A 21,144-nucleotide genomic window follows, 5' to 3' on the forward strand; every position below is an offset into this window, starting at 1 on the left:
GCCCCTGCCCGACCAACGAGATCTTCGAAATGAGAGAAGCTATGCCCCCATCAGAGACCCGTCTCTCCGTCGCTGAGCAGGACAGCGTGCTGCGGCCCCAGCGGGTGACAGGAACCGATGTCGGGCAGCTGCGCGAGGTCCTCCACGGGCTGGGCTATGACCCGCTGCTGACCCCGGTCAGCGGCGCGGCGGAGAAGATCCGTCTCACCGGCACCGCCATGAACCCCAACGCTGTGGGGCAGGGCGACCTCTTCGTGGCCGTCTCCGGCGCCCGCGCCCACGGAGCCGACTTCGTCCGCGACGCCGTGGAGGCCGGCGCCGCCGCAGTGCTCACCGACGCCGCCGGAGTGGACAGGGTCCGTGAGGCGTTGGGCTATGTCCTTCCGGTGATTCAGGTGGAGAAGGTCCGCGACTCCGCTGGCCCCGCCGCCGCCACGATCTACGGCAACACCGCCGACTCCGGCCCCGCCCTCTTCGGCGTCACCGGCACCAACGGCAAGACCACCACCTCCTACTTCCTGCGCTCCCTGCTGAACCAGGTGATGGCCCGGCGCGAGAAGCTGACCGGGCTGATCGGCACCATCGAGATCGCCGCCGGCCAGGAGACCATCCCCTCGCAGCTGACCACCCCGGAGGCGGTCCAGCTGCACAGCCTCATGGCCCTGTTCCGGGAACGCGGAGTGGGGGCCGCGGCCATGGAGGTCTCCTCCCATGCCATCAGCTACCACCGGACCTCAGGGCTCTTCTACGAGGTGGCCGGCTTCACCAACCTCACCCAGGACCACCTGGACCTGCACGGCTCCATGGAGGAGTACTTCGCCGCCAAGGCCCAGCTCTTCGCCCGACGCCGTACCCGCACCTCGGTGATCACTGTGGACGACCCGTGGGGCCACCAGATGGCCTCGGCGGCCTCCGGAGAGGTCATCACCCTGGCCACCGCCGGTCAGCCGATGGAGGTGGACTGGGAGGTGGTCGACATCGAGCTCTCCGGCCTGGGCCACGCCTTCACCCTGCATCACGCGCGCAGCGGAGAGCGGATCCGCACCCGCACCGGCCTGCCCGGTCGCTTCAACATCTCCAATGCGGCGCTGGCCGCCGTCATGGTCCTGGAGTCCAAGAACACCGAGTTCAGCCGTGCGGAGGTCGTCGAGGCCCTGGAGCAGGACGACCCCTTCACCATCAGCGTGCCCGGGCGCATGCAGGTCATCGGCACCTCTCCGGCGGCCATCGTGGACTTCGCGCACAACCCGGATGCCATGATCCGCACGCTGGAGGCCGCCTCTGAGACGCGCCAGGGCGACGGCAAGATCATCCTGGTCATCGGCGCAGCGGGGGAGCGGGACCGCTCCAAGCGTCCGACCATGGGCGCGATCGCCGTGCGTATGGCTGATCACGTGATCATCAGCGACGACGACCCGCACCGCGAGGACCCGGCCCAGATCCGTCAGGAGCTCATGACCGGAGCCCAGGAGGCCGTGGAGCTGGGCGAGCTGAGCACGGTGCTGGAGGAGGTCTCTCCGCGGGCCGACGCCATCGAGCGCGCCGTCTCATCGGCCTCTCATGAAGACACGATTATCCTTGCTGGCCGGGGTCACGAGGTCTACCAGGACTTCGCCGGTGAGCATCACCCCATCGATGATCGGGCAGAGCTGCGTGCGGCCCTGCTCCGCCATGGCTTCGCGCCGTTGGAGGACGCCGGTCGTCAGAACGGAGGAGAGACAGCATGATCGAGCTGACTGCCGCTGAGGTGGCATCAGCGGTGTCCGGGCGCCTGCGCGGCGTCGCGGATCCCGAGGCCCTGATCGTGGACTCGGCCGACACTGATTCCAGGAACATGGCCCTCTCGGCCTCCGGGCACGGGGCCCTGTTCGTCGCCAAGCCCGGCGAGGTCACCGACGGCCACCGCTTCATCGACGCCGCCCTTCAAGCAGGCGCTGCGATGGTGCTGGCCGAGCGGGAGACCGAGGCCGCCGACGGAACGCCCCACCCTGCGGTGATCGTCGAGGACGTGGTCGCCGCCATGGGCCGGCTGGCCGCAGAGATCGTCACCCGTATCCGGGCCCACTCCGAGACCACGGTCATCGGCATCACCGGATCGGCGGGCAAGACCACCACCAAGGATCTGCTGAAGTCGCTGTTGGGGCCTGAGGGTCCCACGGTGGCGCCGCAGGGCTCCTACAACGGCGAGGTCGGCCTGCCCCTGACCATCTTCACCGCCTCCCTGGACACCCGCTACCTGGTCCTGGAGATGGGCGCCGACGCCCCCGGGAACATCCGCCAGCTCTGCGAGATCGTCACCCCGGACATCGGTGTGGTGCTCATGGTGGGCTCGGCCCACGCCGGAAAATTCGGCGGCGCCGATAAGATCGCTCAGACCAAGGGCGAGCTGGCCGAGGCCGTGCCGGCAGAGGGCCATGTGATCCTCAACGCCGACGACGTCCAGGTCAGCGCCATGGCTTCCCGTGCCCATGCGCCCATCACCTGGTTCGGCGAGGGGGAGCAGGTCGAGATCCAGGCGCAGTTCCTCACCCTCGACGACGCCGGGCGCCCGGTCTTCACCCTCGCCCACCATGACGAGGACAGCGCGACCACCACGGGGATCCGGGTGGTCAGCGGCCTGACCGGATCCCACCATGTGACCAATCTGCTGGCCGCCGCCGCGGCCGCCCTGCGCGCCGGCGTGGCCTTCGAGGAGGTCGCTGCGCGGCTCACCGGGCTGGGCCCGGGCTCGCGTTGGCGCATGGAGCGCACCGAGCGTGCCGACGGCGTCACCGTGATCAACGACGCCTATAACGCCAACCCCGAGTCCATGCGGGAGGCGCTGAAGACCCTGGCCCGGATCACCCGGCCGCAGCAGGGTCCCCAGCGCCGCAGCGTGGCCGTGCTCGGCGCCATGCTCGAACTCGGCGATGAGCACAACATCAAGCACATCCAGCTGGGCGAGACCGTGGTACGGCTGAACATCGATCAGCTGCTCGTGGTGGGCCAGGAGGCCTACCAGCTCTACCGCGGCGCCGTGGCGGAGGGCAGCTGGAACGAGGAAGCCCACTGGGTGGAGGATCTTCAAGAGGCTGAGGCCTACCTCACCAGTGAGCTTCGTGCAGGGGATGTCGTGTTGTTCAAGTCCTCGAACGGCGTGGGCCTTAGACTTCTTGGAGATAGGATCGCGGCCAGTACCGGTGCTGCCGTGAGCACAGACGACCTCACCGGAGACGGGAAGGCAGGTTCGCAGTGCTAGGTGTAGTGATCGGCTCCGGCCTGGGGCTGCTCCTGACGCTGCTCGGCACCCCGCTGTTCATCCGGCTGCTGGTCAAGCGGGGATACGGACAGTTCATCCGAGACGACGGGCCCACATCCCACCACGTGAAGCGGGGCACCCCCACGATGGGCGGTGCCGTCATCCTGGTGGCGGTGGTGCTCGCCTATCTGGGCGCCCACGCCTTCCTGCTGCTGACCAGCGACGCCGCCCAGGGCCCCACGGCCTCCGGGCTGCTCCTGCTGCTGCTCATGGTGGGTATGGGCCTGGTCGGCTTCGCAGACGACTTCGCCAAGATCAGCAGGAAGCAGTCGCTGGGCCTGACCCCCTGGGCCAAGATCCTGGGACAGGGCGCAGTGGGTGTGCTCTTCGCCGTGCTGGCGCTGAACTTCCCCAACCCTGAGGGGCAGACCCCGGGCTCCACCGCCATCTCCTTCGTGCGGGAGACCGCCCTGGACCTGGCCTTCGCAGGCCCGATCATCGGCGGCATCCTCTTCGTCATCTGGGCGAACATCATCAACACTGCGGCCACCAATGCGGTGAATCTGACCGACGGTCTGGACGGCCTGGCCGCCGCGGCCACCGCCATGGTCACCGCGGCCTACACGATCATCGCCATCTGGCAGTCCAACCAGGGCTGCGGGATGGCCCGTGCCGTGGACGAGGTCTGCTACGAGGTCCGCGACCCCATGGATATGGCCATGCTCGCCGGCATCATCACCGGCGCCCTGGTCGGCTTCCTGTGGTGGAACACCTCGCCCGCCAAGATCTTCATGGGTGACACCGGCTCTCTGGCGCTCGGCGGCGCCCTGGCCGGCTTCGCCATCCTGACCCACACCCAGCTGCTGTTCATCGTGCTGGGTGGCCTCTTCGTGATCATCACCTGCTCGGTGATCATCCAGGTGGGCTACTTCAAGCTCTCCGGCGGCAAGCGAATCTTCAAGATGGCTCCGCTGCAGCATCACTTCGAGCTCAAGGGCTGGGCTGAGGTCACTGTGGTGGTCCGCTTCTGGATCATCTGCGCAGTGGCCGTCGGACTGGGCCTGGCCGTCTTCTACGGAGAGTGGGTAGTCACGCAGTGACGGGCGAGCAGACTCCCGAACCTCCGCGCGAACCTTCGGTCCTACCCGATCTGCGCGGCTGGGATGCCGAATGGAAGGGCCTGCGCGCCGTCGTCGCCGGTCTGGGCGTCTCGGGCTTCTCGGCCGCGGACACACTGGCCGAGCTGGGCGTCCACGTCACCGTCCTGGAGGGGCGCAACACCGAGAAGCAGCAGAACGACGCCGCCACACTGAAGATCGTGGGGGTCACCGAGGTGCGGCTGGGCTCGGAGCACACGGGGTCGCTCCCGCAGGTCCCCGACGCCGAGGGCACTCTGGCTGTGCCCGATCTGCTGGTCACCTCTCCGGGCTGGCGGCCCGACTCCACGCTGATCGCCCAGGCCCGCGAGCAGGGCGTGCCGGTGTGGAGCGAGATCGAGCTGGCTTGGCGCCTGGGCACACGTCCCGGGGCGAAGAACCCCGACTGGCTGGTGCTCACCGGGACCAACGGCAAGACCACCACGGTCATGATGCTGGAGTCCATGCTCATCGCCGACGGCCGCCGCGCCATCGCCTGCGGCAATGTGGGCGTGCCGGTGCTGGACGCGATCCGCGATCCGGAGGGCTTCGACGCCCTGGCGGTGGAGCTCTCCAGCTTCCAGCTGCACTACACCGAGCGTCTGAACCCGCTGGCCTCTGCCGTGCTGAACATCGCCGAGGACCATGTGGACTGGCACGGCAGCTTCGAGGGCTACCGCGCCGATAAGGCGAAGATCTTCGAGAACACCCAGGTGGCCTGCGTCTACAACGCCGAGGAGAAGCTCACTGAGGACATGGTGGCCGAGGCGGACGTCCAGGAGGGCTGCCGGGCCATCGGCTTCACCACGCAGACCCCCGGGCTCTCCATGCTCGGCCTGGTGGACGACATCCTGGTGGACCGTGCCTTCTTGGCCGACCGCAGCCGCCAGGCCCTGGAGCTGGGCGCGCTGGCCGACTTCGGCCTGACCGGCCAGGGCGGGGCCCCGCAGCATCTGGTGGCCAATACGCTGGCGGCGGCGGCACTGGCTCGTGCGGCCGGCGTCGAGCCTGCCTCCATCCGTCAGGCGATCCTGGACTATGAGCCCGGTGATCACCGCATCCAGCCGGTGGCCAAGTCCGGCGATGTGCTCTGGATCAACGACTCCAAGGCCACCAACCCGCATGCGGCCGCCGCCTCGCTGCGCAGCTTCACCGACATCGTGTGGATCGCCGGGGGACTGCCCAAGGGTGTGGTCTATGACGAGCTGGTGGCTGAGATCGCACCGCGGCTGCGTCAGGTGATCCTCATCGGCGCAGACTCCTCTCAGCTGCGGTCCAGCCTGGAACGACACGCGCCCTCGGTCCCGATCATCGGTCCCGGCGTGCGAGATGATGAGTCCGAGCTCTCCGCGGAGAAGCTGCGTAGCACCGATGGCGACGCCGCGATGCGTGCGGCGGTGGCCGAGGCGGCACGGCTGGCCCAGCCCGGGCAGACTGTGCTGATGGCCCCGGCGGCCGCATCCATGGACCAGTTCGAGTCCTATGGGCACCGCGGACAGGCCTTCATCGATGCCGTGGCGGAGCTGATGGACAGCAGGGAAGATCACTGACCCTGCACACTGACCAGGACGAGGACCCGGGAGGAGGATCTCGATGACCACAGACCTCACCCCGGAGGAGCGCCGGAAGAATCTGCGCCTCGTCGAGGATTCGGAGCAGTCCTCCGCCGAAGAGCGTCCCAGCGACGGCAGCCTCGGCCGTCAGTGGCGCGAGGAGCGCCAGGCCCGCCGCGCCACCCGCATCACCCGCATGTGGGGCTTTCTGGAGGGCGGCAACCCCTATACCAACTATTGGCTGATCCTGGGCGCCACACTGGCCCTGGCGGCCATCGGCCTGACCATGGTGCTCTCCTCCTCCTCAGTGGACGCCTTCGGCGAATCGGGGAGTTCCTTCACCCTCTTCACCCGTCAGGGCATCTGGGCGATCATCGGCGTGGTCGGCCTCTTCCTGGCCTCGCGGGTGCCCACCCGATGGCTGGGCGCCATCGGGTGGTTCCTGATGATCCTCTCCTCTGTGCTGCTGGCCCTGGTGGCCTTCACCCCGCTGGGTGTGGAGGGCGGCGGCTCCACCAACTGGATCCGCCTGGGCCCGGTGCAGGGACAGCCCTCCGAGATCGCCAAGCTGGCCCTGGTCCTCTGGGGCTCAGCGGTCCTTGCGCGCAAGGGCCGGCTGGTCCAGCAGTTCTCCCATTGGATGATGCCCTTCGTGGTCCCCGGATCGCTCTTCGTGCTGCTGCTGGTCCTGTTGGGCGGCGACCTCGGCACCAGCCTGATCATCCTGGTGCTGGTGGGCACTCTGCTCTTCACCGCCGGTGTGGCCCTGCGCTACTTCCTGATGAGTGCGGGTGCGGCCGTGGCCGCCGTCGCAGCGCTGATGTGGGTGACGCCGTACCGTATGATGCGCGTCTACGCCTGGCTGGGCATGAACTGCGATCACCCCAGCGAGCCCTGCCACCAGACCGAACAGGGCTTCTACGCCCTGGCCTCCGGAGGCTTCTGGGGTGTGGGCCTGGGCCAATCCCGGCAGAAGTGGGCCTATATCCCCGAGGTGGAGAACGACTTCATCTTCACCATCATCGGTGAGGAGCTCGGCCTGTTGGGCACGCTGCTGGTCCTCGGCCTCTTCGCCGTGCTGACCCTGGGCATCTTCCGCGTGGCCGCAGCCTCCACCGACCGCTTCACCCGACTGGTCTGCATGGGCACCGCGGCCTGGCTGGTGGGTCAGTCCTTCATCAACATCGGCATGGTCACCGGCCTGCTGCCGGTGGTCGGTGTGCCGCTGCCGTTCATCTCCTACGGCGGCTCGGCACTGACCTGTGCACTGATCGCAGTGGGTGTGATCCTGAACTTCGCCCGGCGCCAGCGGCTCGACGCCCAGCGCCAGCAGTCATAATGGAGAGGATGAATCTCACTGCCCACCATGAGACATAAGGACGTTATGCGCGAACCCTCTGTGGTCCTCGCCGGCGGCGGCACCGCCGGCCACATCTCACCGATGCTGGCCATCGCCGACGCCGTCGCCCGCCTCGCCCCCGGTGCACGCCAGACGATGATCGGCACCGAAGTCGGCCTGGAGACCCGCCTGATCCCGGCCGCGGGCTATGAGCTGGAGACCATCGAGAAGGTCCCCATGCCGCGCAGGCCCTCCCGGGACCTGCTGAAGTTCCCCGGCCGCTTCAGCGGCGCGGTCAAAGACGCCGAGCAGATCATCCGCAGCCGTGAGGCCGATGTGGTCATCGGGGTGGGCGGCTATGTCTCCACTCCGGTCTATGTGGCCGCCAAGCGCGCTGACGTGCCGGTGGTGCTGCATGAGGCCAATGCGCGCCCAGGGTTGGCGAATAAGCTGGGCAACCGCTTCTCCGCCTTCTCCGGTGTGGCCTATGAGAGCACCCCGCTCAAGGGCGCCCAATGGGTGGGTATGCCCATGTCCCGGGAGATCTCCCAACTGGACCGCGACGAGGAGAAGGCCGCGGCCCGGGAGCGTCTGGGGCTTGATCCCGAGCGCACCACGCTGGTGGTCACCGGAGGCTCCTCCGGGGCGCTCTCGCTGAACTGTGCCGTCTCCGCGGCCTTGGAGGATCTGCTGGCCACCGGCGCCCAGGTGCTGCACCTGACCGGCCGCGACAAGGCGGTGCTGGATGAGGCCGGCGAGCCGGTTCAGGCTGAGGGCTACCACCAGCGCGAGTACCTGGACGGCATGCAGTCCGCCTACGCCGCAGCCGACCTGATCGTGGCCCGCGCCGGTGCCGCCACCGTCTGTGAGGTGGCCGCCGTCGGGCTCCCCGCCGTCTTCGTCCCGCTGCCCATCGGCAACGGGGAGCAGGAGCTCAACGCCCGGGAGCTGGTGGACGCCGGCGGTGCGCTGCTGGTCAAGGACGAGCACTTCACCAAGCCGTGGATCGGCCGCAACATCGTTCCGCTGCTCAAGGATCCGCGCCTGCTGCTGACCATGGAGAAGCACGCCGCCGAGCGCGGCATCACCGACGCCGACGAACGGATGGCCCGCGCCGCTCTGCGGGCCGCCGGTTACGACCTCGACCAGGAGGCCGCTGAGTGACTGCCCTGAACGAACTCGGCCATGTCCATTTCCTCGGGATGGCCGGAGTCGGCGTCTCTGCGGTGGCCCGTCTCATGCAGGCCGCCGGGGTGGCCATCTCCGGCACCGATGCCAAGGACCTGCCCGTGCTGGAGGAGTTCCGCTCCGCCGGAGCTGCTGTGCGGGTGGGATACGCCGCCGAGAACATCGCCTCCGTGGAGGAGGAGATCGGCTCGGAGGTCTCCACGATCATCGCCTCCTCCATCGCTGCGGCCGGCAACCCGGAGTACGACGAGGCGGTGCGCCGCGGGATGACCGTGCTGCACCGCTCCGAGGGTCTGGCGGCCACGATGGCCGGCAAGCGGGCCGTGGCCGTGGCGGGGACCCACGGAAAGACCACCACCTCCTCGATGACCACGGTGCTGCTGGAGAAGGCCGGGCTCTCACCCACCTTCGCCGTGGGCGCCACCGTCTCCGGCCTGGGCGTCAACGCCGCGGCCGGTGAGGGGGCGTGGTTCGTGGCCGAGGCCGATGAGTCCGACGGCTCTCTGCTGAACTACGCCCCCGAGGTCGCCATCATCACCAATGTGGAGGCCGACCACCTGGACCATCACGGCACCGCTGAGGCCGTGCACCAGGTCTTCATCGACTTCACCCGCCGGATCACCGAGGGCGGACAGCTGATCCTCTGCGCCGACGACGCCGGCGCCCGCCGCCTGCTCGCCGATGTGCGCGAGGAGCTGGTCCAGCGCAGCATCAGCGTGGTGACCTACGGCTTCGCCGAGGACGCCGATCTGCGGATCACCGACCATTCCGAGATGCTGGCCGGGGGAGTGGGCCAGCATCTGCGGGTCGAGGCCTTCGGGGTGCCCGCCGATGTGCGGCTGACCGCACCGGGACGGCACAACGCCTGCAACGCGATGGCCGCTCTGGCAGTGGGCCTGCGTGCCGGCCTGGAGCCCGAGGTCTGCGCCGATGCCCTGGAGCACTTCCAGGGAGCATCCCGCCGCTTCGACTTCCGCGGTGAGGCCGGGGGAGTCCGCGTCTATGACGACTACGCCCACCACCCCACCGAGGTGGCCGCTGTGCTGCAGGCGGCGCGCTCCACCGCCGTCGGGAAGGTCCATGCGATCTTCCAGCCGCATCTGTTCAGCCGCACCCAGCTCTTCGCCGAGGAGTTCGCCCAGGCGCTGCGGGCGGCCGACGATGTGGCCGTGCTGGACATCTACCCGGCGCGCGAGGAGCCCATCCCCGGCGTCAGCGCCGTGCTGATCAGCGCTCCGCTCTTCAGCGGGGAGTCCGCGCCCACGGGTGCTCTGCTCTCCCGTCGGGGAGCAGTGGAGCATGTGGCCGCGGCCGCTGAGTCCGGAGACATCATCCTGACTCTGGGTGCGGGCGACGTCACGGCTCTGGGCTCGGAGGTCACAGCGGCCCTGCAGGATCAGTCCCGGTGAGACGGAAGTCCGACCGGGAGGACCCGGACATCTTCCAGGAGGAGGATGAGAGCTCCCCGCTGAGCTTCCCGGAGCCGGAGGCTGTGGGCCAGCGGCGCCGCCGGCGTCGTGGGCTGCTGCTGATCCTCATCGGCCTGCTGGCGCTGGTCGGGATCGTGGCCACGCTCTATTTCTCCCCGCTGCTGACCATCCGCACGGTCACGGTGGAGCGCAATGATCTGCTCACCGATGAGCGCGCCCGGGAGCTGCTGGAGCCGGTCTACGGACAGCCGCTGCCCCAGGTGGGCAACCGGCAGATCGAGGAGCTGCTGGCCGAGGAGTCCGTGGTGGACGAGGTCATCGTCCAGGGGCAGCTGCCGGACACCCTCCAGGTGGAGATCCTGGAGCATCCGCCGGTGGCCGAGGTCCGTCAGGACGATGAGCTGCTCTTCTACAACGAGCAGGGCGATGTCATCCGCACCTTCGAGGAGGGGGAGACGGATGAGGCCGAGGGTTATGCCACCCCGGAGATCAGCAGCGAGGCGGCTCTGGACAGCGAATCGGTGTTCGGAGCCATCGTCTCGGTGCTCGGCGAGCTGCCGGGGCCGGCGCGGGACTCCATGGAGTCGGCCACTGCGGAGTCCATCGACTCGGTGCAGCTGGTCCTCGAGGACGGCCGCACGATCGTCTGGGGCGGCGAGGAGCGCGGTCCGGAGAAGGCCGCCGTGCTGGAGGCCATCCTGGACTCTGATGCCCCGGAGTTCACCGAGGTGGAGACCATCGACATCTCCACACCGGACACACCGATCACACAGGACTGAACACTCGCGGCCCCGCTGTAGGGTGGTCAGCGACGAACGGACTCGAACCTCTAAGGTTCAAGTGCAACTTGAACGTTGCTGGGGGTTCGGGCAGAACAGAAGAATGTCATGAGTACGGAGGCTCCCGTCTGCTTGGGACGAGCCGCTGCGACGTCGGAGTCGTCTCCGGCCCGGTATGACCGCGAACCATACCGGTCCGGGCCAGATGACTCAGACGGGTTGAGACAGTGAGGAGTCGCGCTGCGGCTCACACAGGCAGCGGGAGCCTTCGTGCCTCTGAGATCTGAGACGAGCAAGGGACTAACAACGTGGCAGCACCGAACAACTACCTGGCCGTGATCAAGGTCGTCGGCATCGGTGGCGGCGGCGTCAACGCCGTGAACCGGATGATCGAGGTCGGCCTGCGCGGCGTCGAGTTCATCGCCATCAACACCGATGCCCAGGCTCTGCTGATGAGCGACGCGGACGTCAAACTCGACGTCGGACGCGAGCTCACCCGCGGACTGGGAGCCGGCGCGAACCCCGAGGTCGGCCGTGAGGCCGCCGAGGACCACGCCGAGGAGATCGAAGAGGTCCTGCGCGGCGCCGACATGGTCTTCGTCACCGCCGGCGAGGGTGGTGGCACCGGCACCGGCGGCGCTCCTGTGGTCGCCCGCATCGCCCGCTCCCTGGGCGCACTGACCATCGGTGTGGTCACCCGTCCCTTCACCTTCGAGGGCCGCCGCCGTGCGACCTCCGCCGAGGCAGGCATCGAGGCGTTGCGCGACGAGGTCGACACCCTGATCGTCATCCCGAACGATCGTCTGCTCTCCATCTCGGATAAGAACGTCTCCGTCCTGGACGCATTCCGCTCGGCGGATCAGGTCCTGCTCTCGGGTGTCCAGGGCATCACCGACCTGATCACCACCCCGGGCCTGATCAACCTCGACTTCGCCGACGTCAAGTCCGTGATGCAGGGCGCAGGCTCCGCACTCATGGGCATCGGCTCGGCCAACGGCGAGGACCGCGCGGTCAAGGCGGCCGAGCTGGCCATCGCCTCCCCGCTGCTGGAGGCCTCCATCGACGGCGCCCACGGCGTGCTGCTCTCCATCCAGGGCGGCTCGGACCTCGGCCTCTTCGAGATCAACGAGGCCGCACGTCTGGTCCAGGAGGTCGCGCACCCCGAGGCCAACATCATCTTCGGTGCGGTCATCGACGACGCCCTGGGCGACGAGGCACGCGTGACTGTGATCGCCGCCGGCTTCGACCAGGTCGACGTGACCTCGGCGCCGCCGCAGCAGGCTCCGGCCCAGCAGGCGCCGCGCACCTCCTCCCCGCAGCCCGCCCGTCAGGCACCGCCGGTCCCCGGCACCGTGCCGGGCACTGTTCCGGCCGCCGGAGCAGGGGCAGGTGCGCAGACAGCCTCCTCCCAGGACACCGCTCCGCAGGAGCGCGCCTTCCCAGAGCAGCAGCAGGCAGCCCCTGCTGGGCAGCAGGAGAAGGAGGAGGAGATCCCGGACATCGTGGAGTCGGACTACTCCGGCGGTCGCAACGACGATCTGGATGTCCCCGACTTCCTGAAGTGAGTCTTTCGGCGAGAACCTTCCCATCGCAGTGACACGGAGGCGACGTGGACACACCGCTCTGGTGGCATGATGATGCCGCAGGTGGTGTCCGCGTCGCCTTCACGTCTGTCCGGGCAGGAAATCTCGGAACCCATGTGGGCGATCCCGCCCGGGCCCTGGAGAACAGGCGCAGCCTGGAGGAGCACCTCGGTCTGGAGGTCGGCTCGGTGCACTACCTCCAGCAGATCCATTCCTCCCGCGTCCTCGACGCCTCCTCCGCGCAGCTCCCCGGGCCGGAGCAGCCGGCCCCGGAGGCCGATGCCTGGATCTCGCCACGCGGTGTCCAGCCGCTGGCCGTGATGGGCGCGGACTGCCCGCCCATCCTCTTGGCCGGCGCCACATCCTCCGGCGTGGTCACCGGTGCCGCCCATACGGGCCGGCCGGGACTACTGGGCGGGGTCCTGGAGAATACGGTGAGCGCCATGCGCAGCCGAGCTCGCGAGCTCAGCGAGCCTGGAGCCATCACCGCCTGGATCGGCCCAGGAGCCTGCGGGCAGTGCTATGAGATCCCGGAAGAGATGGTGGATCAGATCGCCGCCGAGCGTCCCGCCATCCGCTCCCGCACCCGCTGGGGCACGGCAGCCCTGGATCTGAAGGCCGAGGCCGCACAGGTCCTCAGTGAGGCCGGCATCGAGGTGGTGGACACCGCCGGCTGCACGATGGAGGACGAGTCGCTCTTCTCGCATCGGCGAAGCTCCCAGCAGGGTGCCGCGCCCGGGCGCATCGCCGGGATAATCTGGACGCCGTGAACAGCCGATACGCAGAGCAGAGCACCGCAGATCCCCGCACCGCCGAGCTGACGGAGAGCCTTTCGGCCGTTGAACGGCGCATCACCCGCGCCGTGGAGGCCGCCGGGCGTGAGCAGCGTCCCGAACTCATCGTGGTCACCAAATACTTCCCCGCTGAGGACGTCATCCGGCTCTACGACCTGGGAGTCCGGGATGTGGGCGAGAACAAGGACCAGGAGGCCTCCGCCAAGGCCCGCGAGGTGGCCCAGGCGCTGCGGGCACGTGACGCTCAGGCCTACGACGCTGACCCGCTGCGCTGGCACTTCATCGGCCAGCTGCAGTCCAATAAGGCCAAGTCGGTGGCCGGCTATGCCCATGCCGTGCACTCGGTGGACCGCGGCTCGCTCCTGAAGGGACTGAAGAAGGTCGCCGCCGAGCGCGCGGAGCCGCTGGGCTGCCTCATCCAGGTGGACCTGCGCGAACAGGTGGAGGAGGGCGCCCGCGGGGGAGCCGCACCCGAGGAGGTCCCCGCCCTGGCCGCCGGGATCTCCGAGGCGCAGGGTCTGCGCCTGGCGGGGCTCATGGCCGTGGCCCCCCTGGGGGAGCCGGCGGAGGAGGCCTTCGCACGGCTGAGTCGGCTGCACGCCGAGCTGCTGGCCGAGCACCCGCAGGCGGGCATGGTCTCGGCCGGGATGAGCGGTGACCTGGAGCAGGCCGTGGCCCACGGCGCGACACACCTCCGGATCGGACGCGATGTCCTCGGGGAGCGCCCCTATGCCCGGTAGGCTCGAAGTCGCGCAGCGAGAACCCGATTCTTCCCCAGGAGACCCCTCATGGCCGGTGCATTCAAGAAGACCATGATCTACCTCGGCTTGGCCGACGGAGACGACTACAGCGACGAGAGCTTCAGCAACGAGCAGAAGAGTGCCCCGCGCAGTTCCGAGTCTGCTCCTGAGGCCCGCAGCTCCGCACCTGCCCCCGCCGAGCGTCAGCCCTCCGCGCGATCCTCTTCGCCGGCTGTCACGGCTCAGCAGGCCACAGGTGCTGTCCCCACCGCAACCGAGAGCAGCGCCGTCGTGCCGCTGAACACCGGGGAGCAGGCCGGAGCCTCCTCCGTGCAGCAGTACAACAGCAGCAACCTGGCTGTGGACCCTGACTACCGGGCTCCTGTGACCCCGATCAAGCGTGCCCCCTCCTCCCGCGACGAGAGCTCCGAGATGCGAAAAATCACCACTGTTCACCCGCGTTCCTACAACGACGCCAAGGTCATCGGTGAGTCCTTCCGGGACAACATCCCGGTCATCATGAACGTCACGGAGATGGGCGAGGCGGAGGCCAAGCGTCTGGTGGACTTCTCCGCCGGCCTGGTCTTCGGCCTGGGTGGGTCCATCGAGCGCGTCACCAATAAGGTGTTCCTGCTCACCCCGAAGAACGTCGAGGTCCTGGCCGAGGAGCGCGCGGCCGCAGAGGCACCCTCCTCCGCTCAGTTCTTCAACCAGAGCTGAACTGCATCTGCGCCGGCACTGAAGTAGTCTGAACCACTGTGGATCTCATCACCGCGCCCCTTTACCTGCTGCTGGTCGTCTTCCAGCTGGCTCTGGTCATCCGGATCATCTTCGACATCACCCAGCAGTACGCCCGATTCTGGCGACCCAAGGGACCAGCCCTGCTGCTGGCCATGTCCGTCTATGCGGTCACGGATCCGCCCATCAAGGCGATCCAGAAGCGTGTGCCGCCGCTGCAGCTGGGCGGCGTCGCGCTGGATATGGGCTTCCTCATCACGTTCTTCGCCGTGGTGATCGCTCAGATGGTGCTGCGCGGCTTCGCCTGAGCCTGTCTGAGGGCCTGCTGAACGCCCCAGGTCGAATGTGAAAGTCTCACTTGAAGGTTCAGGTCGAAGGTGAGGAACCCACATGGGTATCCTGTGCGGTGACCAATGGACTTTTTCGATGAGGTGACACCGCATGGCTCTGACACCAGACGACCTCCTGAACAAGGAATTCCCGGAGACCAAATTCCGTCCCGGCTATGACAAGGACGAGGTCGACGACTTCCTGGACGAGGTGGTTGTCGAGTGGCGACGGCTGATCCAGGAGAATGAGGACCTGCAGGCGCAGGTGACCTCCCTCGAGGAGCAGATCGAGGAGAACCCCTCGAACCTCGAGCCGGACGACCTCAACGACGCTGGCCTCTCCGGCTACGCCGGAACCTCTGCTGAGGTCACCGGAACTTTCGCTCCCGTCACCGACGAGGAGGAGCAGGAGGAGCCGGCCGAGGCTGAGGAGCCGGCCGCTGAGGAGTCTGCTGTCAGCGCTCAGCCCGAGTATGCACCAGGCACCGCACCGGCTCAGCGCCGTCCGGAGCCCGCCGAGGCTCCTGCCGCCGCCGCTGCACCGGCGGCCGACGAGGCCAATTCCGCAGCCGGTGTGCTGGCTATGGCGCAGAAGCTTCACGATCAGTACGTGGCCGAAGGTGAGCAGACCCGCGCGGCTTACATCTCCGAGGGTGAGCAGACTCGGGCCGCCTACATCTCCGAGGGTGAGCAGACCCGTGCCCAGTACATCTCCGAGGGTGAGCAGAAGCGTGAGGAGCTGGTCAACGAAGGCCAGACCACGCGCGATGAGCTCATCGCCGAGGGCGAGCAGACCCGCGAGGAATACGTCACCGAAGCTGAGCGCAAGCGCCAGGAGATCGTGACCGAGGCCGAGACCCGCGCCAACACCATGATCGAAGAGGCCGAGCTGACCTCCTCCCGGACGCTGTCCGCCCTGGAGCGGAAGAAGTCCGAGCTGGAGGGCAAGGTCACCGAGCTCACCAGCTTCGAGCGCGACTACCGCGCCCGTCTGAAGGACTACATCGAGGGCCAGCTCAACGATCTCAACAGCCGCGGCTCCATCGAGAAGGAGACCACCGGCGCCGAGTAGGAGAGCCGCTCAGTGTCGCCTGGAGAAGGGGCGGCGGGGGACCGATGCGTCCCCTGCCGCCCCTTCTCGCATGCGCACAGAGACACAGAGTAAGGTGGATGGGTGTCTGAATCGGTTGCCGGATCCTCCCGCCCGCAGCGGGGCCCCACGCGCAGAGCTGCCCTGATCCTCGCGGCCCTCATGGCGGTGGGAGCCTGGGTGCTGGACCAGGGGACCAAGCTCTGGGTGGAGCGCACCCTGGAGCTCCATGAGCAGGTGGAGGTCCTGCCTCCGGTGCTCTACTGGCGGCACCACCTCAACCCCGGAGCCGCCTTCTCCATGGGGACCGATCACACCTGGTTCTTCACCCTGATCATGACGGCTGTGCTGATCTTCGTGATCTGGCACTCCCGGAAGCTGGGCGGCTCCTGGCCCTGGACCCTGGGGCTGGGCGGACTGGCCGGCGGCGTGGCCGGCAATCTGACCGACCGCCTCTTCCGGCCCATGCACCCCGCCGACGGCGGAGAGCACGTCTTCGGCCTGGGCGCGGTGGTTGACTTCATCGCCGTGCCGAACTTCGCGGTGATGAACGTGGCCGATATCTTCATCACCTGCTCCATGATCGGGATGTGCCTGCTGATGCTCACCGGCCGCAACATCGACGGGAGCCGTGAAGGACGCGAGAGCGAGCCCGCGGATGCTGAAGAGGACAGCGCCGGATGAGCCTCGAGGAGACCACCTTCACCGTGGACCCCGCCTCCGGAGGGCGCCGGGCCGACGCCGTGCTCTCGGCCCAGTTCGAGATCTCCCGCACGGAGGCCGCCCAGTGGCTGGCCGCCGGATTCGCCCGTTGGGGCCAGGACCGGACGCAGGGACGTGCGGCCGGAGCCCCGATCAAGAAGTCTGAGAAGCTGGACGCCGGAGCAGTCATCACCGTGGAGGTCCCGGAGCAGGAGGACCCGCTGGCAGTGAAGGAGGAAGTCGTGCAGGATCTGAGGCTGCTGCATGAGGACGAGGATCTCGTAGTCGTGGACAAGCCGGTCGGCGTTGCGGCTCATCCCTCCCCGGGGTGGAGCGGCCCCACTGTGATCGGCGGACTGCTCGGCCAGGGCGTGGAGATCGCCACCTCCGGAGCGCAGGAGCGCCGCGGCATCGTCCATCGCCTCGATGTGGGCACCTCCGGGATCATGGTGGTGGCCAAGACGGAGCGGGCCTACAGCGTGCTCAAGGACGCCTTCCGCGACCGGACGCCCAAGAAGACCTATCACGCGCTGGTCCAGGGCCTGCCGGATCCGGTGGACGGCACCATCGATGCCCCCATCGGTCGCCATCCGGGACATGACTGGAAGTTCGCCGTGCTCGACGGCGGCCGGGAGTCCCGCACGCATTACCGCCTGCTGGAGGCCTATGGCCGGGCCAGCCTGATGGAGATCCAGTTGGAGACCGGCCGCACCCACCAGATCCGGGTGCACTTCTCGGCCATGGGCCATCCCTGCGCCGGGGATCTGACCTATGGGGCGGATCCGCGCATCGCCTCGGATCTGGGCCTGACCCGGCAGTGGCTGCATGCGGTGGAGCTGGGCTTCACCCACCCCGCCTCCGGGGAATGGGTCAGCTTCCGTTCGGAGCATCCGCAGGATCTGGCTCAGGCTTTGGACATTCTGGAGAACGGCTGAGGAAGGGGACCGGAGACTATGGCCACGAGCGGCGATTTCGTCCACCTGCATAACCACACCGAGTACTCCATGCTCGATGGGGCCGCCAAGATCGGTGAGCTCTTCGAACAGACCCAGAACCTCGGGATGCCTGCTGTGGCCACCACTGACCACGGCTTCCTCTTCGGGGCCTATGAGTTCTGGAAGACCGCCCAGCAGTATGACGTCAAGCCCATCATCGGGCTGGAGGCCTATCTGACCCCGGGCACGCACCGCTCCGAGCGTCGGCGTGTGAAGTGGGGCGACGGTGTCGTGGGCCAGAAGGACGTCTCCGGCGGCGGTGCATATACGCATATGACCATGTGGGCGGAGGACACCGCCGGCATGCACAATCTCTTCCGGCTGGGGTCACTGGCCTCCATGGAGGGCTACTACTTCAAGCCCCGTATGGACCGGGAGCTGCTTCAGACCTACGGCAAGGGCATCATCGCCACCACCGGCTGCCCCTCCGGTGAGATCCAGACCCGCCTGCACCTGGGCCAGTACGAGGAGGCCAAGCGGGCCGCCGGCGAGTTCGAGGACATCTTCGGCAAGGGCAACTTCTACTGCGAGCTGATGGACCACGGCCTGGAGATCGAGCGGAAGGTCAAGAACGACCTGCTCAAGCTGGCCAAGGACCTGAACCTGCCGCTGGTGGCCACCAACGACCTCCACTACACCCACCAACACGACCACAAGTCCCACGGGGCGCTGCTGTGCGTGCAGTCGAACGCCACGCTGGATGACCCCAACCGGTTCAAATTCGACTCGGAGGAGTTCTTCCTCAAGTCTCCGGCGGAGATGCGCGACCTCTTCCGCGACTTCCCGGAGGCCTGCGACAACACTCTGGAGATCGCCGAGCGCTGCCAGGTGGAGTTCGACGAGTCGGCCTCCTATATGCCGAAGTTCCCCACTCCGGAGGGGGAGACCGAGGACACCTGGTTCCGCAAGGAGGTGGAGCGCGGGCTCGACTACCGGTTCCCGGGCGGCATTCCCTCCGATGTGCGTGACCAGGCCGAGTACGAGATCGGCATCATCAACCAGATGGGCTTCCCGGGCTACTTCCTGGTGGTGGCCGACTTCATCAGATGGGCCAAGGAGAACGGGATCCGTGTGGGACCCGGCCGAGGCTCCGGTGCAGGCTCCATGGTGGCCTATGCCATGCGCATCACCGACCTGAACCCGCTGGAGCACGGCCTGTTCTTCGAGCGGTTCCTCAACCCGGACCGTGTCTCCATGCCCGACTTCGACATCGACTTCGATGATCGTCGCCGCTCCGAGGTCATCGACTATGTGGTGCGCAAATACGGCGATGAGCGCGTGGCGATGATCGTCACCTACGGCACCATCAAATCCAAGCAGGCGCTGAAGGACTCAGCCCGTGTGATGGGTGAGCCCTTCTCCACCGGTGATCAGCTGACCAAGAAGATGCCGCCGGACGCCCAGGGCAAGCCCATGCCGTTGGGGGAGATCTACGACGAGAAGTCGGCCCGCCACTCCGAGGCCGGCGAGATGCGTGAGTTCCTGGACTCCGATCCGCGGATGAAGGAGATCTTCGATCTGGCCTCCGGTCTGGAGGGCCTGAAGCGCCAGTGGGGCGTGCATGCGGCCGGCGTCATCATGTCTTCGGATCCGCTGCTGGACATCATTCCGCTGATGAAGCGTGAGCAGGACGGCGCCATCATCACCCAGTTCGACTATCCGATCTGTGAGTCGCTGGGTCTGATCAAGATGGACTTCCTGGGGCTGCGCAACCTCACGATCATCTCCGACGCCCTGGAGAACATCCGGAAGAACCGGGGCGTGGACATCGACCTGGAGACCCTGGAGCTGGACGACCGTCCCTCTTATGACCTGCTGGCCAGCGGCAAGACCCTCGGCGTCTTCCAGCTGGACGGTTCGGGCCTGCAGTCGCTGCTGAAGGCGATGAAGCCCGATAACTTCGAGGACATCTCCGCGACCATCGCCCTCTACCGTCCTGGTCCGATGGGCGCGAACTCGCACACCAACTACGCACTGCGCAAGAACGGAGCGCAGGAGGTCACCCCCATCCATCCGGAGCTCGCCGAGCCCCTGGAGGAGATCCTCTCCACCACCTACGGCCTGATCATCTATCAGGAGCAGGTGATGGCCATCGCCCAGAAGGTGGCCGGCTACTCCCTGGGCCAGGCGGACATCCTCCGCCGTGTGATGGGTAAGAAGAAGAAGGCCGAGCTGGATAAGCAGCAGGTCGGTTTCTTCGGCGGTATGACGGAGAACGGCTTCTCCGAGGAGGCCGCCCAGGCGCTGTGGGACATCCTGCTGCCCTTCTCCGACTACGCGTTCAACAAAGCCCACTCCGCGGCCTACGGACTGATCGCATATTGGACCGCCTTTCTGAAGGCCAACTACCCGGCTGAGTACATGGCGGCGCTGCTGACCTCTGTGGGTGAGAACCGCGACAAGCTGGCCATGTACCTCTCCGAGTGCCGCCGCATGGGCATCACCGTCTCCGCCCCCTCGGTCAACGACTCCGCGCTGACCTTCACCCCGGTGGGTGATGACATGATCCGCTTCGGCATGGGTGCTGTGCGCAATGTGGGCTCCAATGTGGTGGCCGGCATGGTGGAGGCCCGCGAGGAGCAGGGAGCCTATGAGAGCTTCTCCGACTTCCTCAAGAAGGTCCCCATGCACGTCTGCAATAAACGGACCATCGAGTCGATGATCAAGGCCGGTGCCTTCGACGAGCTGGGCCATACCCGCCGCGCCCTGGTCACGATCCACGAGCAGGCCGTGGATCAGGCGATCAGCCATAAGAAGAAGTCTCAGCAGTATGAGACCGACATCTTCGGCGCGATGGCCGGCGAGGACTCCGATATGGGCGACATCGACGGTGTGGCCGTCCCGCAGATGCCCGAATGGGATAAGAAGGACAAGCTGGCGTTCGAGCGCGAGATGCTGGGGCTCTATGTCTCCGACCATCCGCTCCAGGGCCTGGAGCGCGTGCTGGCCCAGCACGCCGATCGCTCCATCACCTCGCTGCTGAGCGAAGACGGCCCGCCGGACGGCACAGTGGTGACCATCGCCGGGATGATCACCGGTCTGCAGCGGCGCATCGCCAAGAGCTCGGGCAATCCCTATGCCCGTCTGGAGGTGGAGGACCTGGCCGGCACCATCGAGGTCATGTTCTTCGGCAAGGCCTATCAGCCGGTGTCCATGGTCCTGGCCGATGATCTGGTGGTGGCCATCAAGGGCCGGCTTCAGCGGCGCGAGGACGGCGGCGTCTCCATCTCGGCCCAGGACATGATCGTCCCTGATCTGGAGGGGGAGGGTGCCAGCACCGGACCGGTGGTGCTCTCGCTGCCCACGCAGCGGGCCTCCGAGAAGGTGGTCAGCCAGCTGGGGGAGACCCTGCAGCGCCACCGGGGCAGCAATGAGGTGCACGTGAAGCTGCTCTCCGGGGACAAGGTGGAGCTGATGCGCCTGGGTCCGGACTACCAGGTCACGCCCTCACCGGGTCTCTACGGTGACCTCAAGGTTCTTCTGGGGCCCAGCTGCCTGGAAGGATAGGAT

At 67.5% G+C, this 21,144-nt stretch carries 17 protein-coding genes; all 17 read left to right on the forward strand.

The window, feature by feature from the left end; translation table 11 throughout:
- Nucleotides 1-41: 41 nt before the first annotated feature.
- The 17 genes from IEW85_RS02865 (at nt 42) to dnaE (ending at nt 21,141) form a co-directional block, all read left to right on the forward strand.
- Nucleotides 42-1,727: a UDP-N-acetylmuramoyl-L-alanyl-D-glutamate--2,6-diaminopimelate ligase gene (locus IEW85_RS02865; RefSeq protein WP_188682630.1), complete on the forward strand. Its 1,686-nt coding sequence runs from the start codon at nt 42-44 to the stop codon at nt 1,725-1,727.
- Complete coding sequence (locus tag IEW85_RS02870) at nt 1,724-3,238, forward strand: UDP-N-acetylmuramoyl-tripeptide--D-alanyl-D-alanine ligase (protein WP_188682631.1); 1,515 nt, start codon at nt 1,724-1,726, stop codon at nt 3,236-3,238. The genes IEW85_RS02865 and IEW85_RS02870 overlap by 4 nt, the downstream gene beginning before the upstream one ends.
- Complete coding sequence (mraY, locus tag IEW85_RS02875) at nt 3,232-4,338, forward strand: phospho-N-acetylmuramoyl-pentapeptide-transferase (RefSeq protein WP_188682632.1); 1,107 nt, start codon at nt 3,232-3,234, stop codon at nt 4,336-4,338. The genes IEW85_RS02870 and mraY overlap by 7 nt, the downstream gene beginning before the upstream one ends.
- Nucleotides 4,335-5,924 carry a UDP-N-acetylmuramoyl-L-alanine--D-glutamate ligase gene (murD, locus tag IEW85_RS02880; RefSeq protein ID WP_188682633.1) on the forward strand — a complete coding sequence of 530 codons (1,590 nt, stop codon included), beginning with the start codon at nt 4,335-4,337 and terminating at the stop codon, nt 5,922-5,924. The genes mraY and murD overlap by 4 nt, the downstream gene beginning before the upstream one ends.
- Nucleotides 5,925-5,967: 43 nt before the next feature.
- Complete coding sequence (ftsW, locus tag IEW85_RS02885) at nt 5,968-7,266, forward strand: putative lipid II flippase FtsW (protein ID WP_188682634.1); 1,299 nt, start codon at nt 5,968-5,970, stop codon at nt 7,264-7,266.
- A gap of 45 nt (nt 7,267-7,311) precedes the next feature.
- Nucleotides 7,312-8,430 (forward strand): undecaprenyldiphospho-muramoylpentapeptide beta-N-acetylglucosaminyltransferase, encoded by a 1,119-nt coding sequence (gene murG / locus IEW85_RS02890; RefSeq protein WP_188682635.1) that lies wholly within the window; start codon nt 7,312-7,314, stop codon nt 8,428-8,430.
- On the forward strand, nt 8,427-9,863 hold the full coding sequence (gene murC / locus IEW85_RS02895) for a UDP-N-acetylmuramate--L-alanine ligase (RefSeq protein ID WP_268234641.1): 1,437 nt from the start codon (nt 8,427-8,429) through the stop codon (nt 9,861-9,863). Before murG ends, murC begins: the two co-directional genes overlap by 4 nt.
- A complete protein-coding gene (locus IEW85_RS02900; protein ID WP_188682636.1) occupies nt 9,860-10,663 on the forward strand; it encodes a cell division protein FtsQ/DivIB in 804 nt (267 codons plus the stop codon). The genes murC and IEW85_RS02900 overlap by 4 nt, the downstream gene beginning before the upstream one ends.
- A gap of 308 nt (nt 10,664-10,971) precedes the next feature.
- Nucleotides 10,972-12,228 (forward strand): cell division protein FtsZ, encoded by a 1,257-nt coding sequence (ftsZ, locus tag IEW85_RS02905; protein WP_188682637.1) that lies wholly within the window; start codon nt 10,972-10,974, stop codon nt 12,226-12,228.
- Nucleotides 12,229-12,272: 44 nt separating this feature from the next.
- Nucleotides 12,273-13,016, forward strand: coding sequence for a purine nucleoside phosphorylase YfiH/LACC1 family protein (locus IEW85_RS02910; RefSeq protein ID WP_188682638.1), 744 nt, complete (start codon nt 12,273-12,275; stop codon nt 13,014-13,016).
- Nucleotides 13,013-13,780 carry a YggS family pyridoxal phosphate-dependent enzyme gene (locus IEW85_RS02915; protein WP_188682639.1) on the forward strand — a complete coding sequence of 256 codons (768 nt, stop codon included), beginning with the start codon at nt 13,013-13,015 and terminating at the stop codon, nt 13,778-13,780. The genes IEW85_RS02910 and IEW85_RS02915 overlap by 4 nt, the downstream gene beginning before the upstream one ends.
- Before the next feature lie 48 nt (nt 13,781-13,828).
- Complete coding sequence (locus IEW85_RS14280; RefSeq protein ID WP_229658743.1) at nt 13,829-14,500, forward strand: cell division protein SepF; 672 nt, start codon at nt 13,829-13,831, stop codon at nt 14,498-14,500.
- A 38-nt stretch (nt 14,501-14,538) separates the two neighbouring features.
- Nucleotides 14,539-14,826 carry a YggT family protein gene (locus IEW85_RS02925; RefSeq protein WP_188682640.1) on the forward strand — a complete coding sequence of 96 codons (288 nt, stop codon included), beginning with the start codon at nt 14,539-14,541 and terminating at the stop codon, nt 14,824-14,826.
- A gap of 133 nt (nt 14,827-14,959) precedes the next feature.
- Nucleotides 14,960-15,919, forward strand: a complete 960-nt coding sequence (locus IEW85_RS02930; RefSeq protein ID WP_188682641.1) for a DivIVA domain-containing protein — start codon at nt 14,960-14,962, stop codon at nt 15,917-15,919.
- 102 nt (nt 15,920-16,021) lie between these two features.
- Entirely contained in the window at nt 16,022-16,621 is a 600-nt protein-coding gene (locus IEW85_RS02935) for a signal peptidase II (protein WP_229658744.1), read from the forward strand.
- Nucleotides 16,618-17,574 carry an RluA family pseudouridine synthase gene (locus tag IEW85_RS02940; protein WP_188682642.1) on the forward strand — a complete coding sequence of 319 codons (957 nt, stop codon included), beginning with the start codon at nt 16,618-16,620 and terminating at the stop codon, nt 17,572-17,574. Before IEW85_RS02935 ends, IEW85_RS02940 begins: the two co-directional genes overlap by 4 nt.
- An 18-nt stretch (nt 17,575-17,592) precedes the next feature.
- On the forward strand, nt 17,593-21,141 hold the full coding sequence (gene dnaE, locus IEW85_RS02945; protein WP_188682643.1) for a DNA polymerase III subunit alpha: 3,549 nt from the start codon (nt 17,593-17,595) through the stop codon (nt 21,139-21,141).
- Nucleotides 21,142-21,144: the final 3 nt, after the last annotated feature.

The organism is Nesterenkonia cremea (assembly GCF_014642675.1).
Taxonomy (GTDB): domain Bacteria; phylum Actinomycetota; class Actinomycetes; order Actinomycetales; family Micrococcaceae; genus Nesterenkonia; species Nesterenkonia cremea.